The sequence below is a fragment of the Nocardia sp. NPDC004340 genome (assembly GCF_053602575.1).
On record NZ_JBSGDW010000013.1, the window covers coordinates 1 to 14479 of the forward strand.

The window sequence follows — 14479 nt, forward strand, 5'->3', positions numbered from 1 at the left end:
GGCGCGGATGGTGTTCGCCAAACGAAGTGCCAAGGGATCGACCATGACTCGATTCTAACGGGTATTGATTTCCGAAGCCATGATGTTCTAACGTGTGAAAGTACGATCTTCCGTTAGAAAGTTGGGACGTCATGATCACTCCGATCGAGCAAGCACCCCTGTTGGACGAGGTCCGCAAGCGCATGGGCCGGGTGCCGAACATGACCAAGGTGATGGCGAACGCGCCCGTGGTACTGGAGGGTTATCTCGGGCTGGCCGGCGCACTGAAGAAGGGCACGCTGCCCGCTCCGACCTCGGAGCGCATCGCGCTCACCGTCGGCGCGGCCAACGACTGCGGCTACTGCGTCGCCGCGCACACCTTCACCGGCAAGCGGGTCGCCAAGCTCAGCACCGAGGAGATCGAGGCCGCCAAGCAGGGCACCTCGGCGGACGCGAAGGAGGCCGCGGCCGTGGCCTTCGCCCGCGAGCTGACCGAGAGCCGCGGCAAGGCCGATCCGGCCGAGGCGCTGGCCGCGGGCTGGACCCAGGAGCAGGTGCTCGAAATCGTCGCCCTGGTCGCCCTGCAGACCCTGACCAACTACGTCAACAAGGTCGGCGAGACCGAAAACGACTGGCCCGCCGCGTAATTTGTCCCATTCATGGCGTGATCGGCCCCCTCGGGGGCCGCACGCGAATACCTAAGGTCGACACTCATGAACGGCGTCAAGTCCCCCAGCCTGATCGACGCGCAGGTGCTGCGCTCCCTGCTGCACAACGGCATCGTGGTCCGCGCGGTCGCGCTGGCCGTGGCCACCATCGTGCTGCTCGCCATCCACCACCCCACCTGGGTTCCCTACGCGGTCAGCGGTTACGCCATCTGGAACGCCGCCGCGGTCACCCTCAACTCCGCCCGCGCCGCCGCGCGCACCGCCTGAACGCGACCGAAAGCGGCTCGCGCGCAACCTCAGTGGTCGAATCGCCCCGCGGCCACGGCGGTGGTGAAACGATCCCAATCCGCCGGCGGGAACACCAGCGCCGGACCACCGGGATTCTTGCTGTCCCGCACCCCGACACCGCCGGCCAGGAACGCGATCTCCACGCATTCCTTGGCCCCGGTGCTGCGGGCGCTCTTGAACCACCGGACGCCGGGTTCGACGGTCACGTCGCGTACTCCTTCGCCGCCCTCCGCAGGAGGTCTCTGCTCGTCGTCTCGTCCAACGCGGCGCGCTGAATCGCTTGGTAGGCCTCGCGGTAGCGATCGACCGCGGCCTGCTTCTCCAGATAGAGGTCGCCGAGAAAGTTCTCCAGGTAGACGACCGTGGGTTCGACGGGCCGGTTACCCGCGTCATGGCCGAAATCCAGGATCACGAACGGGCCCACGGTGTGGCCGATCGGCACCCCCGCCGAGAAGGGTAGTACACGAACAGCGATCGTCGGCAGAGTCGACATGTCGGCCAGCCGCCGCAGCTGCCCCGCCATTACGCGCGGACCGCCGACAACGCGATGTAGTGCGGTTTCGTGGACCACCACATCGAAGTGCGCGGGACTTCGCTTGCGCGTCAAGAGGCTTTGACGACGGGTCTTCAACTGCACCCGGCGGTCGAGTTGGTCACTTGCAGCATCCGGCCAGTAATCATTGATCAGGACCCGTGCGTACTCGGCGGTCTGCAGCAGGCCGGGAATGATCTCCGGCTGGTAGGAGATGAGGCCGCGGGCCGAAGCCTCCAGGCCCACATACACATTGAAACCCTCGGGTATCAGATCGTCGTACTCGTGCCACCACGACTTGACGCTGGTCTGTTGCGCGAGGCCGGTCAGGGCCGAACAGAATTCGTCGTCGAAGTCGTAGATCCGGCACAATTCGCGGACATCGAGAACCCGGATCTTCTCGGCATTTCCGGTTTCCAGACGCTGCAGTTTGGACTCGCTCCACTCCATCAGGGCGGCGGCCTCGGCAATCGTCATATTGCACTGCATCCGGCCTTCCCGCAGGTACCTGCCCAGCTGCCGGCGCGGCAAAGTCGAACCATGATCGGACATCGAATCCTCCCCCACGAAGGCTGTTTTCGGTCACTGCGAATGATGCTCCCACGCGATATGAATGCTGACCTGGAGCTTTCGGAAAGTTTCCCACCGCGGGCGGGCAGTGATTGTCGGTTCGCCGAAACGGTGCTGGACTGGAGTCGCGCCCGGTGAGAACCGGAGCCCTGATATCTCTGGACCCACTCGTCCCCGAGCCGGGCGCACCCAATCCCCCCGTGCCGACCTCCGAGATCGGGTGTGACAAGGACCCGATTGCGGCGTGGCGCGCAAGGAATCTCGGTAGGCTTGTGTGGGCCCGGCGCACCAGCGCCGCACGCCGAGCGCCAGCGCCGGACCGCGAACTGTCCAGCCCCCTGCGCTGCCCCCGGTGGACACCATGATGTATCTGTTCGACTGCACAATGGACCCCGGCGACCTGGGCCTGCCCCAGGCCCATCAAGCCATGCAGATCCACAAGTTCTGCACCGTGGACAACTGCCTGGTCCGCCGCCGAGCCCGCCAAATCCTCGTCGACAAAGGGCAAATGGTCCTCGGCGACCGCGCCCACTATCCCTAGCCCGACACCACCACGACGGCCACGGCCACCAGCAGCACCAGCGCCAATACCGCGAGCCCCAGCACCACCAGCGCGGTGGCCTGCGAAGCTCCGGCCCGCTGCCCGGCCGCCGGAACCGCCGGCGGCCGCACCGGCCCGACCCCGAACGGCGGCGGACCGAATCCCTGACGCCCCGGCATCCCCACCGGTCCGGCCGCCACCCGCTCGACAGCACCACTCGAAACCGGCTCGGCCACAACGAACTCCGCCGCGGGCGCGGCCTGCACCGCGCCTGCGGTGGCCTGATTCGCACCCGCGGGCACGAACGCGCCCGAATCCGGGTGCCGCGACATCCCGCCCTTCTCATCCTCGCCGCGGACCACCGTCTCCGGCGCAGGCTCGGCCGCGCCGTCACCGGCCGACTCATCGGGCCGGGTCGCCGCGTCGCCGCCGGTCGATCCGGATTCCTCCCCGACGGCGGTCGGCGAATCCTCCACCACCGCCACAAGATCCGTCGAATCGGACGATTCCGACGCCGACTCCGCCTCCCGCACCACCAGTTCCGGCCCCTCCTCCGGAGAGACCGCCGAAACCACCGGCTGCGGAACGACATCGGTCGGCCGCTGCCACACCTCATCCCCGGAAGGCTGTGGCCGGTACCTCGGCCCCGACCCGACCTGATCGGCGGGTTCCGGCGCCTGCGGGTAGGGGCGAACGGTCGGGCCTGAGCCGACGCGGTCTGCGTCCTGCGATACCGGGGGGACCGGTGCGGCCGGTTGGGCGGGCGCGGGATACGCGGAGGGCCCGGCCGGGGATGGCGGCGGTACCGGATAGGCCGGTCCCACCGGGGGTGGGAGGACGGGCTGGCCGGATTGGGGTTGCGGGGCCGGGTAATTGGGAGCGGCGGCCGGTTGCGGGGAGTTCGGTGCGACCGGCTGAGGCGCCGGGAAGTTGGGTGCGGCCGGCGGGGGCTGGGCGGCGGACGGCGGCACCGGGTAGGGCTGCTGGTTCGCCGGGACCGCCGGGGGCGGGTAGGCGGCGGGCGGGGCCTGGAACGGCGGGGCGGGGTAGGGCTGGGCGTAGTTCGGTTGGGGGGCGGGTGGGTTGGGGTACCCGGGGTGCTGGGCCGGGGGGCCGGAGAGGGCCCGGCGGGCGGCCTTGGCGAAGTCGGTGCAGGTGGGGAAGCGGTCGGCGGGGCGTTTGGCCATGGCCTTGGTGAGGACGGCGTCCATGGCCGGGGAGAGGCCGGGGCGGCGGAGGCTGACCGGGGGCGGGAGGAGCTGGAGGTGGCCGCGGATCAGTTCACCGGGGTGGGGGGAATCGAAGGGGCCCACACCGATCAGGAGCCAGTAGAGGGCGCAGGCCAGGGAGTACTGGTCGGTGGTCGGGTCGAGGTGGGCGCCGGTCATCTGTTCGGGCGAGGCGTAGGCCAGGGTGGCGGTGAACATCCCGGCCTGGGTGAGGTGGGTGGAGTCCTCGCGCAGGCGGGCGATGCCGAAGTCGGTGAGGAAGACGCGTTCGCCGTGGCCGGCGACGGCACGGGCCAGAATGATGTTGGCGGGCTTCACATCCCGGTGCAGGACGCCCATGCCGTGCGCGTAGTCCAGGGCGTCGGCGACGCCCTCGATCACCTGCACCGCGCGCTCCGGGGGCAGCGTGGCCACGTTCACGCCCGCCGCGTCCACCCCGTCCACGTACTGCATGGAGATCCACAGCATCTCGTTCTCGGTGCCGCGGTCGTACACCTCCACGATATTGGGGTGGTCCAGCCGCGCGACCAGATCCGCCTCGCGCTCGAATCGGGCGCGGATCTCGGTGTCCGCGTACAGTTCCCGGTTCAGCAGCTTCAGTGCCGTCAGCTTGCCCAGGCGCGGATGCCGGGCCAGATACACCGAGCCCATCCCGCCCTGACCGAGCAGTCGTTCGATGGTGAACCCGGCGAACACGTCACCGCCATTCAGCACTGTCCACGACCCCCTTCCGGTGACGTACAAATCCGTGAGCCTACCCGCCGAAACGCTGTCGGGGCAGGTCAGCCGGGGGTCACCAGTCCGGATTCGTAGGCCAGCACCACCGCCTGCGCCCGATCGCGCAGGTTCAGTTTGGTGAACACCTTCGACACGTGGGTCTTCACGGTTTGTTCCGCCACGAACAGGCTTTCGGCGATCTCGGCATTGGACATGCCGCGCGCCACCAGTTCCAGCACCTCCCGCTCGCGCGGGGTGAGCACCGACAGTTGCGGGGCGGGCGCGCGCCGGGTGCGGCGGCTGGTGACGTCGGCGATGAGCCGGCGCGTCACCGTCGGCGCGAGCAGCGCGTCCCCGGCGGCCACCACCCGCACGGCGCGCACCAGTTCCTCGGCGGGCGCGTCCTTGAGCAGGAAGCCGCTGGCGCCGATGCCGAGGGCCTCGTACACGTAGTCGTCGATGTCGAAGGTGGTGAGCATGAGCACCCGCACCGGCGGGTCGAATCCGGCGTCGAGAATCACCTTGGCCGCGTCGAGCCCGTTCATCTCGGGCATGCGCACGTCCATGAGCACCACGTCCGGCCGCAGCCGTTTCGCTTCGGCCACAGCGGCTTTCCCGTCCGGGGCGTCACCGATCACGCTGATGTCGGGCTGCGCGGCCAGCAATGCCCCGAACCCCTGCCGCACCATCGCCTGGTCGTCGGCGATCAACACGGTTATCGCCACTGTCCCACCTCACGCACGCAACCGAGTTTGCCATGCCGGGGGCGGAACGGCCGTCACGAAGACAACTTCGCACCCCCGGCCGGGTAGGGACCGGGATTACAGCGTGACCGGGGTGAGGGCGGTCAAGGGCAGCCGGGCGTGGACGTCGAAGCCGCCGTCGGGCCGGGGTCCGGCGGTGAGCACGCCGCCGACCGCCGCCGCGCGGGTCTGCATACCCGCGATACCGGAGCCCGCGGCGGAGGAGTGGTCGCCGGTGCGGACCGCGATCGGGCGATCATTGCCGACGCTCAGGGTGAGTTCGCGGGTGCAGGCGATGTGCACCCGCACCGCCGCGCCCGGCGCGTGCCGCGAGGCATTGGCCAGCGACTCCTGCACGATCCGGTACAGCGCCAGCCCGGTGGTCTCCGGTACCGCGCCGAGCTCGCCGTCGACGGTCCAGGTGAGCGGCACCCCGGCCCGCTGCGCGCCCTCCAGCAGGCCCGGCAGGTCCGCGGCGGAGGGCTGCGGCGCGTGCTCGGGCAGCTGCCCGTCGCTGCGCAGCACGCCCAGCATGCCGCGAATCTCGTTGAGCGCGGCCCGCGCACCCGTCCCGATGGATTCGAATTCGGCGCGGGCCTCGGCCGAGAGCCCGTCGATCCGGTAGGGCGCGGTCTGCGCCTGCACCACCACCATCGACATGTGGTGGGCCACCACGTCGTGCAGGTCGCGGGCGATGCGGGCCTTCTCCTCCAGGATCGCGCGCCGGGCCCGCTCCAGCTCGGTCTCCTCCTCCGACTTCAGCAGCGCCCGCCGCGACAGCACCACCCACCGGATGAGCAGGCCGAACACCACCAGGCCGGTGATGGCCAGCGGCCAGCCGAAACCGGACTCGGCGAAACTGTCGCCGGTCTGGGCCATGGCGGTGGCGAACAGCAGCGAGGTCGACAGCCACACCACACCCACGATCCGGATGGGCGCGCGCACCGCCACCGCGAACACCAGGGCGAACAGCGCCAGAATGTGCACCACCTGGAACGGGATGGTGTTTCCCGGCTGATGCGGCACGGCCAGCGTGATCAGCAGCGCCGACCCGGCCGAAACCGCCCATCCCAGTGGCGGATTCACCCGCACCAGCAGGATCGGGAACGCCGCGAACCCGGCGATGAACGGCGCGGCGGCCGCGGGCACCTTGTGGGTCACATGCAGTGTCGGCCACGCCACCGCGATGAAGATGAGCGCGAGCAGCACCGTGAACCCGTCGAACCACCGCCGCGCCCGTGCCACCCGGGCCTGCCCTGACAACTTTCCACCCATGGCATCGACGGTAGAGACTCCGCCCGCCCCGCACCTCATACCCCTGAGTGATCTCCCACCCCCTACCCCGGTACGACATCGGCACGGGTGTCCCCCGCACCGCCCACGACGCAACCGCCCCACAGGCTGACGCCCCGGTCGGAGGCCGATTCCTAGCGTCGATCCCATGAGAGCGTTCCCGACTTCCCGCAGGAATTCGCCCCGTTCCACCTCGTCTGTCATCCCGTCGCACGACGCCGCCGGACTCCACCGGTACGGCGCGCTCGCGGCCGCGGCCGCCGTGGTGTGCACGGTCGGCGTCGCGTTCGCCCCGGCGGCCGGAGCGGCGGCCGGCCTGCCGCGCCAGCCCGAGAGCTCGTCGGCCCGGGCGGGCCTGCTGGAGTCGATCGCCGCCCGGCCGAATCCCGCCGCGATCCCCGACGACTTCGCGACCGCAGCCGGGTACCGCCCCGTCGTCGAGGCGGGCATGCTCCTCAACCCGGAGGGTGACTGCTCCTCCCCCATCCCCCTGCCCGCCGAATTCGACCTGGCCTGCAAATCCCACGACCTCGGCTACGACCTGCTGCGCTACGCCGCCGCCCACGGCCAGCCGCTGGGCCCCTGGGCCCGCCAATCCGTGGACGCCGCACTGGAACAGCGCATGCACACCGCGTGCGCGGCCCGCGAGGATGCGATGTCGCGCACACAGTGCCAGGTCATGGCCACGATCGCCGCGACGGCCGTGGACCTGAACTCCATCCGCCAGGACTACGGCAGCCCCGTCTACGAGCCGTTCTTCGAGCACACCGGCGCGGGCCCCACACCCGCCGCCCTCGTCGTGGCCGGCGTCGGGATCGCCGGACTGGCCTCCGCGGCAACCGTTCTGGTGCGCCGCGCCCGCTCCCGCCGGGACACAGCGGCTCGGGAGCGCGACTTCGCGATCGCCGGTACCGCCTCGGCGGTGGCGCTGTGATCCCGGCCGGGCACGCCGCTCGTCGCGTGCGCCTCGAGCGGGTGCGTACGGATGCGACCGTCGCGCTGCGGAAGTCGAGCAATCAAACCGAACCCACGCCGGGCGAAGCTCCGACGGGGAGAAGTGGTGCTGCCGTGCCGCGGCCTCGTGGGGCCTCGGGGTGGACATGGTTTCACGCGCCACGGGTCGGGACGAGCGCGGCGGTGGCGGGCGGGACGCTGGCGTCGCTGGCGCCGGGGCTGCTGCCGCGCACCCCGTCGGCGCAGGCGATCGTGACCGCGCTGCTGGTGCTGATCGGGCTGGCGGTGGCGGGGATCGTCCGGATGGTGTTGCGCTGGACTCGGTTCGGGGTGGAGCGGCTGACGCGGTGGCGGGTTCCGGTGGCGGTCGCGGGGACGGGGCTGGTCGGGGGTGCGATGGGGTATGCCGAGCATTGGCAGAACTCGCTGCGGAATGCCATGGGGGTCGGGGGTATCGGACCGGGGTACTGGGTGCAGTGGCTGGCGTGGACGGTGCCGATCGTGGCGCTGGTGGTGGGTCTGGCACACGGGGTGCGGTGGGTGGTGCGGCGATTGGGGCGGGCGCGGAGTATCGCGGCGGCGGCGGCGCTGGGCGTGGCGGCGCAGCTGCTGGTGGTGCCGAGCGTGGTGGAGTGGCGGCGGGCGGCGTACGCGGCGGCGGATTCGTTCGTGGATCCGGAGCTGGTGCAACCGGATTCACCGACCCGGTCGGGGAGTCCGGTGTCGATGGCGAGCTGGCCGTCGCTGGGAGCGCAGGGGCGGCGGTTCGTGGCGGGGACGCCGGCGCGGGCGGTGCGGGTGTACGTCGGGTTGAACTCGGCGACGGGGCTGGAGGCGCGGGTGGCGCTGGCGGTGCGGGAGCTGGAGCGGACGGGTGGATTCGAACGGCGGAATCTGGTGGTGACCGTGCCGACCGGGTCGGGGTGGATCGACAGCGATGCCGCCAAGGGACTGGACGCGCGGTTCGGCGGGGATGTGGCGCTGGTCGGATTGCAGTACTCGGACGCGCCCAGCTGGGTCACCTTCGTCTTCGGGCGCGATGCCGCCGAGGAGTCGGCGCGGGCCCTGTTCCGGGCTGTCGAACAACGGATTTCGACGCTGCCGGATCCGCCGAAGCTCTACATCTACGGGCAGAGCCTGGGCGCGCTCGGCGGCAGCGCGGTGTTCACCGATGACGCCGATCTGGACCGCCGTACCTGCGGCGCGCTCTGGGCGGGCCCGCCGGGCGGGCAGGTGCGGCACGGGCGGGCGGCGGTGCTGGCCAATGCCTCCGATCCGGTGGTGCACTGGTCACCGTCCCTGCTGTGGCGCGCACCGGATCTCACCGGCACCCGGCCGGATGCTCCTGTCCCGCCGTGGTTTCCGGTGGTGAGCTTCCTGCAGACCTCCGCCGACCTGCTGGGCGCGCTGGACGCCCCGGCCGGTCACGGACACCGCTACGGCGTGGACCAGGGCACGGTGCTGCCGGGCTGCTGAGTCGGTTCGCGGACTTCGCGGGTGAAGTCCGCGACCAGCCGGTCGATGGCGGCGGCCGCGTCGAGCCGAGCCCGCCAGACCTCCGGAATGGCGTCCGCGCCGAGGCGGGCCCCGAGCAGCGCGCCGCAGATGGACCCGGTGGAGTCGCTGTCCCCGGAGTGGTTGACCGCCAGCAGCACGCCGTTGCGGAAGATCTCCTCCGGTGTGCCGCCGACGTTCTCGGCGCACACCGCCGCGCACACCGCCAGCGCGAGGGCCTCGGACCCGATGACGCCGCTGCCCAGTCGTTCCAGCAGTCCGGGCGCGGGCATGGGCCGTCCCCGGAAGGCGACGGTGTCGGCCAGCCGCACGGCCGCGTCGAGCGCCTCGGAGGTCTCCTCGTGGTTCCGGTTCCGGACCAGCTGCGCGCGAGCCTGTTCCACGGCGGTCCGCACGTCCAGTCCCCGGCCCAGCCCGTACACGGTGGCCGCGAAGGTGCCCGCGGGCAGCCAGCCGCTCGGGTTGCCGTGGGTGAGGGCCGCCGCGTCACAGGCCAATTCGAAGGCGTGCTCGAGCGACGGCGTGAATCCGCAGGGCGCGGAACGCACCACGGCCGCGCAGCCCTTGGAGTCGTTGATCGGATGGTCGCGGGTGCCCAGCGGGGTGCCCGGCCGCTGCCGGGCGGCCGCGCGCAGCATGGCCGAGATGGTGGTCTGGGTGGGACCCCGGTAGGTCATCAGCTCCGGGTACATGGTCAGCCCGCTCTGCAACGGCACCGGCTGTTCGGGCACGGCGGCCTGACCCTGCCCGCGCAGCCACACCAGCAGGTTCTCCTGGATCATGCCGACGGCCGCCGCGTTGCCGCGAGCCCGCACGCGCGCGCTGCGGATCAGCGCCTCCATGGTGAACAGCGTCAGCTGGGTCTCGTCGGAGATGCGGCCCTTGTAGCCGCCGCCCTCCCCGGTGACGCCCTGATTCCCGTAGCGCAGCTGGATGTTCCGCAGCAGCATGGTCTCGATCGGCGCGCCCAGCGCGTCCCCGATGGCGCCGCCGAACAGGCAGCCGCGGACGGTGTCCTCGCGGGGCAGCCGGTCGGCGGCCAACGCGCGGGGCCGCCGCACCAGGGACACCGGTTCGGCCACCGTATCCCATGCGGCTCGCGCGAATTCGTAGCAGGTCTCGTAGCGGTCGCGCGGGTCCTTGGACAGCGCGCGTCGCAGTACCGCGTCCAGTTCGGCGGGGACCTCACGCCGGAACTGGCCGGCGGACGGCGGCGGGGACTGCAGATGGCCGAGCATGACGGTCGCGATGTTCGGCGCGTCGAAGGGCCCGCGCCCGGTGAGCAGCCGGAACAGGGTGCAGGCCAAGGAGTACTGGTCCGAGCGCGGCCCCATGGGCGCGGAGGTCAGCTGCTCCGGGGAGGCGTAGGCGAGGGTGGCGTTGAGCATGCCGGTGCGGGTCAGGTGCGCGGTGTCGTCGAGCACCCGGGCGATGCCGAAGTCGCTGAGCAGGACTCGTTCGGCGAAGCCGGTGCCGATGCCGCCGGAGCGCGACAGCAGCAGGTTGGCGGGCTTCACGTCGCGGTGCAGGACGCCGCGCGCGTGCGCGTAATCCAGTGCGGCCGCGGTCTGCACGATGATCTCGACCGCCCGGTCCGGGGGCAGATCGAAGGGGTCGATGGACGCGCCGTCGACGCCGTCCACGTACTGCATGGCGATCCACAGCTGCTCGCCCTCGTCACCACGGTCGAAGACGGTGATGATGTTGGGGTGGTCGAGCTGGGAGATCACATCGGCCTCGCGCTCGAAGCGCTGCCGGGTCTCGTTGTCGCCGAACATCTCCCGGTGCAGCAGTTTGAGCGCGATCAGCCGCGGGAGCCGAGGGTGGCGGGCCGCGTAGACCGAACCCATTCCGCCACGGCCCACTTCGCGCTCGATCACGTAGCCCGCGAAGACTTCGCCGCGTCGCAACATCCCCTGACAAACCCTTCACACACGCCGAAACGCTGCCAGCCTACCGGTCGGGACCGACGCGTCGCAGGCAATGCCGGATCGGCCGGATACCGACTGCCCGGAATCGGACAAGCCGGACAATGGCGCGCATCCCCCGCTGACCTGCGGCGCACCGGTCCGGTCCGCGGACAGCGAACGGCCCCCGCCGGTGGATACCGACGGGGGCCGAATTCGCTTGCGGGATCGACCGATCAGGCGATCGGGCCGCGGGCCGCCTCGTAGGCCGCGCCGACCCGGTACAGGCGGTCGTCGGCCAGGGCCGGGGCCATGATCTGCAGGCCGACCGGCAGACCGTCGTCCGCGCTGAGCCCGGACGGCACCGACATGGCGCAGTGCCCGGCCAGGTTGGTCGGCAGCGTGCACAGGTCCGAGAGGTACATGGCCAGCGGGTCGTTGACCTTCTCGCCCAGCTTCCACGGGGTGAACGGACTGGTCGGCGAGACCAGCACGTCGACGGTCTCGTAGGCCTTGTCGAAGTCCCGCGCGATCAGGTTGCGGACCTTGTTGGCCTGGCCGTAGTAGGCCTCGTAGTAGCCCGAGGACAGCGCGTAGGTGCCGATCATGATGCGGCGCTTGACCTCCGGGCCCAGGCCGGCCTCACGGGTCATGGACATGACCTGCTCGGCCGAGTGGGTGCCGTCGTCGCCGACGCGCAGGCCGTACCGCATGGCGTCGAAGCGCGCCAGGTTCGACGACACCTCCGACGGCAGGATCAGGTAGTAGGCGGGCAGCGCGTACTCGAAGTGCGGGCACGACACCTCGATCACCTCGGCGCCCAGCTCCTTCAGCTGCGCGACCGCGGCGTCGAAGGAGGCGAGGACGCCCGGCTGGTAGCTGTCGGAGTGAAGCTCGCGCACCACACCGACTTTCAGGCCCGACAGATCGCCCTTGGCGCCCTCGCGGGCGGCGGCGACCACCGGCGGCACCGGCACATTGCGGGAGGTGGAGTCACGCGGGTCGTACCCGGCGATGACCTCGTGCAGCAGCGCGGTGTCCAGCACGGTGCGACCGCACGGGCCGCCCTGGTCCAGCGAGGACGCGCAGGCGACCAGGCCGAAGCGGGACACGGTGCCGTAGGTCGGCTTGGTGCCGACGGTCGCGGTGACCGCGGCGGGCTGGCGGATCGAGCCGCCGGTGTCGGTGCCGATCGCCAGCGGGGCCTGGTAAGAGGCCAGCGCGGCGGCCGAGCCGCCACCCGAACCACCCGGAATCCGTTCGGTGTCCCAGGGATTGCGGGTCGGGCCGTAGGCCGAGTTCTCGGTCGACGAACCCATGGCGAACTCGTCCATGTTCGTCTTGCCGAGGATCGGGATGCCCGCCTCGCGCAGCTTGGTGGTCAGCGTCGCGTCGTAGGGCGACACCCAGCCCTCGAGCATCTTCGACCCGCAGGTGGTCGGCATGTCGACGGTGGTGAAAACGTCCTTGAGCGCCAAGGGAACACCGGCCAGCGGCGAGGCCACGGTCCCGGCGGCGACCTGACGGTCCACCTCGGCGGCGGTGACCAGAGCCTGCTCGCCCGCGACGTGCAGGAAGGCGTTGATCTCCCCGTCGACCTCGGCGATGCGGCGGATGTGGGCCTCGGTGACCTCGACCGAGGACACCTCGCGGGTGTGGATCTTGTCCGCGAGTTCCGCCGCGGACAGCTTGGTCAGGTCCGTCATTCGCCCTCTCCCAGAATCTGCGGAACCATGAACCGCTGCTCCTCGACGGCCGGGGCCATGGCGAGCGCCTCGTCCGGAGTCAGGCACGGGCGCGGCACATCCGGGCGCGTCACGTTGGTCTCCGGATTCGGGGATGCGGTGGCGGGCACATCGGCGGCGGCGACCTGCGAGATCTGTGCGACGTGGGTCAGGATGGAATCCAGCTGACCGGCGTACAGATCGAGTTCGTCGTCCGTCAAAGCGAGCCGGGACAGCCGGGCGAGGTGGGCTACCTCGTCCCTGGAGATGGCGGGCACCGCGGGACCCCTTTCGGCATGGTTCGAGCTAGGTGATTGGCCATCCGACAGCCTAGTGGGTTCACCTTCGGCCACCGGTCGCAGGTACGCGCCGGACCTGGCACCATCAATGTGTGACCCACGGGTAGGTGGCCCGCGTCACAGCAGATGCTTCGATTCGATAACGGGCTCTCGAGGGTGTAAGTATTGCGGGACTCGGGTACCCGTCGGAAAGTTTCGGTCGCACAGTAAAGAAAGGAAGGCACGTGTCATACCTGCTTCGCGTGCAACTTCCGGATCGCCCGGGGAGTCTCGGATCACTGGCGCTGGCGCTGGGTTCCGTTGGCGCGGACATCCTCTCGCTGGATGTCGTCGAGCGCGGCGACGGCTTCGCGATCGACGACATCGTCGTCGAGGTGCCGACGGGCGCATTGCCCGACACCCTCATCACCGCCGCCGAATCACTGCACGATGTGCAAGTGGATTCGCTGCGGCCGTACTCGGGGATCCTCGACACCCACCGCGAACTCGAGCTCATCGACCAGGTCGCCAACGCACGCGACGACCGGTTGCAGGTGCTCGTCGACGGTGCGCCCCGGGTGCTGCGGGTCGGCTGGTCGACCGTGATCGACATGGGCCCGCAGGGCGCCTACCGGGTGGTGGGTTCCCAGAGCGCGCCGTCCACACAGGCCGCCTCCGCGCCGTGGATGCCCTTGGAGAAGCCGTCGGTGCTCGACGGCGACGCCGACTGGGTGCCGGACCTATGGAAGGACATGGACACCAAGCTGGCGGCGGCGCCACTCGGCAACACCGGCAAGGTGCTGCTGCTGGGCCGCCCGGGCGGACCGGACTTCCGGCCCTCGGAGGTGGCTCGCCTGGGCTACCTGGCCGGCATCGTCGCGACCGTGCTGGGCTGAGTCACACCCGCTTTCACCTCGCGTTTCACGCCCCTACCGGAGATCCGGTGGGGGCGTTTCGCATTGCAGGGCCGCCGCGCGCCTGCCGTTTCCTACGTAGGAACTCAGTAGATTCCCAGGTTTTATCTACTATTCACCTACGTAGGTCATCTACGTTCTTACTTAGTAGATAAGGAACGGCCGAGACGCCGCGCAGAGAGGCAATGACGCCATGCAGCACGCCCATCGACCACGACCCCACCTCCGCATCATCGGCCTGATCCTGGCCCCACTGGCCGGCGCCGCCGTGCTCGCCGCGGGACAGGCATCCGCCGAACCGTCCACACACGGCGGCACATCACCCGGAGCCTCCGACCCGTCGCGGACGTCCGGGGACCGCGGCAACCGGTCCGGCATCATCACGCACGGCAATGACCCCACCGGCATCCACGCCCGGGATCCGCTCGGCTTCAACCACACCGACACCGATCCGGTTCTCCAGAATCAGCACCCGCGGAAACCCGGCACGGTCCGCCCGCCGCACCAACCGCCGAACCGGGTCGGCGGCGGCGACCCGGCCACCTGGACGCCCAAGTGGGACCGGGACGGTTCCGGCTACACCGTCTGCCCCGCGCTCGCCAGCCACTGCTGACCACGTACCGAGAC

The 14479-nt window shown here is 70.5% G+C and carries 15 protein-coding genes; 7 read left to right on the plus strand and 8 right to left on the minus strand.

Annotated features, from left to right (window positions below; genetic code table 11):
- Nucleotides 1-131 precede the first annotated feature (131 nt).
- A complete protein-coding gene (locus ACWEOI_RS31795; protein WP_357096115.1) occupies nt 132-626 on the plus strand; it encodes a carboxymuconolactone decarboxylase family protein in 495 nt (164 codons plus the stop codon).
- 66 nt (nt 627-692) lie between these two features.
- Complete coding sequence (locus ACWEOI_RS31800; protein WP_433671887.1) at nt 693-914, plus strand: hypothetical protein; 222 nt, start codon at nt 693-695, stop codon at nt 912-914.
- A 29-nt stretch (nt 915-943) separates the two neighbouring features.
- Here ACWEOI_RS31800 and ACWEOI_RS31805 read toward each other — a convergent pair whose 3' ends face one another.
- Complete coding sequence (locus ACWEOI_RS31805; RefSeq protein ID WP_357096120.1) at nt 944-1141, minus strand: DUF397 domain-containing protein; 198 nt, start codon at nt 1139-1141, stop codon at nt 944-946.
- Nucleotides 1138-2019, minus strand: coding sequence for a Scr1 family TA system antitoxin-like transcriptional regulator (locus ACWEOI_RS31810; RefSeq protein WP_433671886.1), 882 nt, complete (start codon nt 2017-2019; stop codon nt 1138-1140). The genes ACWEOI_RS31805 and ACWEOI_RS31810 overlap by 4 nt, the downstream gene beginning before the upstream one ends.
- Nucleotides 2020-2389: 370 nt before the next feature.
- Between ACWEOI_RS31810 and ACWEOI_RS31815 the strand changes: the two genes are divergently transcribed.
- The gene (locus ACWEOI_RS31815) at nt 2390-2578 is read left to right on the plus strand and encodes a hypothetical protein (RefSeq protein ID WP_433671885.1); all 189 of its coding nucleotides are present in this window, start codon (nt 2390-2392) and stop codon (nt 2576-2578) included.
- Here the strand turns inward: ACWEOI_RS31815 and ACWEOI_RS31820 are convergent.
- From ACWEOI_RS31820 to ACWEOI_RS31830, 3 genes are all read right to left on the minus strand, one after another.
- The gene (locus ACWEOI_RS31820; protein ID WP_452361994.1) at nt 2575-4521 is read right to left on the minus strand and encodes a protein kinase domain-containing protein; all 1947 of its coding nucleotides are present in this window, start codon (nt 4519-4521) and stop codon (nt 2575-2577) included. The genes ACWEOI_RS31815 and ACWEOI_RS31820 overlap by 4 nt on opposite strands.
- 68 nt (nt 4522-4589) lie before the next feature.
- Nucleotides 4590-5249 (minus strand): response regulator transcription factor, encoded by a 660-nt coding sequence (locus tag ACWEOI_RS31825; protein ID WP_357096127.1) that lies wholly within the window; start codon nt 5247-5249, stop codon nt 4590-4592.
- 96 nt (nt 5250-5345) lie between these two features.
- Entirely contained in the window at nt 5346-6542 is a 1197-nt protein-coding gene (locus tag ACWEOI_RS31830; protein ID WP_452361995.1) for a sensor histidine kinase, read from the minus strand.
- A gap of 166 nt (nt 6543-6708) precedes the next feature.
- Here ACWEOI_RS31830 and ACWEOI_RS31835 point away from each other — a divergent pair, with 166 nt between their 5' ends.
- Both ACWEOI_RS31835 and ACWEOI_RS31840 read left to right on the plus strand, forming a co-directional pair.
- Entirely contained in the window at nt 6709-7494 is a 786-nt protein-coding gene (locus ACWEOI_RS31835; protein WP_452361996.1) for a hypothetical protein, read from the plus strand.
- A 203-nt stretch (nt 7495-7697) separates the two neighbouring features.
- A complete protein-coding gene (locus ACWEOI_RS31840; protein ID WP_452361997.1) occupies nt 7698-8990 on the plus strand; it encodes an alpha/beta-hydrolase family protein in 1293 nt (430 codons plus the stop codon).
- On the opposite strand, the gene ACWEOI_RS31845 is transcribed toward ACWEOI_RS31840, so the two are convergent.
- From ACWEOI_RS31845 to gatC, 3 genes are all read right to left on the minus strand, one after another.
- Nucleotides 8951-10942: an ADP-ribosylglycohydrolase family protein gene (locus ACWEOI_RS31845; RefSeq protein ID WP_452361998.1), complete on the minus strand. Its 1992-nt coding sequence runs from the start codon at nt 10940-10942 to the stop codon at nt 8951-8953. The two genes, ACWEOI_RS31840 and ACWEOI_RS31845, sit on opposite strands and share 40 nt — an antisense overlap.
- Before the next feature lie 230 nt (nt 10943-11172).
- Nucleotides 11173-12642: an Asp-tRNA(Asn)/Glu-tRNA(Gln) amidotransferase subunit GatA gene (gene gatA, locus ACWEOI_RS31850; protein ID WP_433671879.1), complete on the minus strand. Its 1470-nt coding sequence runs from the start codon at nt 12640-12642 to the stop codon at nt 11173-11175.
- On the minus strand, nt 12639-12938 hold the full coding sequence (gatC, locus tag ACWEOI_RS31855) for an Asp-tRNA(Asn)/Glu-tRNA(Gln) amidotransferase subunit GatC (RefSeq protein WP_357096144.1): 300 nt from the start codon (nt 12936-12938) through the stop codon (nt 12639-12641). Before gatC ends, gatA begins: the two co-directional genes overlap by 4 nt.
- A 245-nt stretch (nt 12939-13183) precedes the next feature.
- Here gatC and ACWEOI_RS31860 point away from each other — a divergent pair, with 245 nt between their 5' ends.
- On the plus strand, nt 13184-13834 hold the full coding sequence (locus ACWEOI_RS31860; RefSeq protein WP_357096145.1) for an ACT domain-containing protein: 651 nt from the start codon (nt 13184-13186) through the stop codon (nt 13832-13834).
- Between the two features lie 211 nt (nt 13835-14045).
- Complete coding sequence (locus tag ACWEOI_RS31865; RefSeq protein WP_452361999.1) at nt 14046-14465, plus strand: hypothetical protein; 420 nt, start codon at nt 14046-14048, stop codon at nt 14463-14465.
- Nucleotides 14466-14479 lie beyond the last annotated feature (14 nt).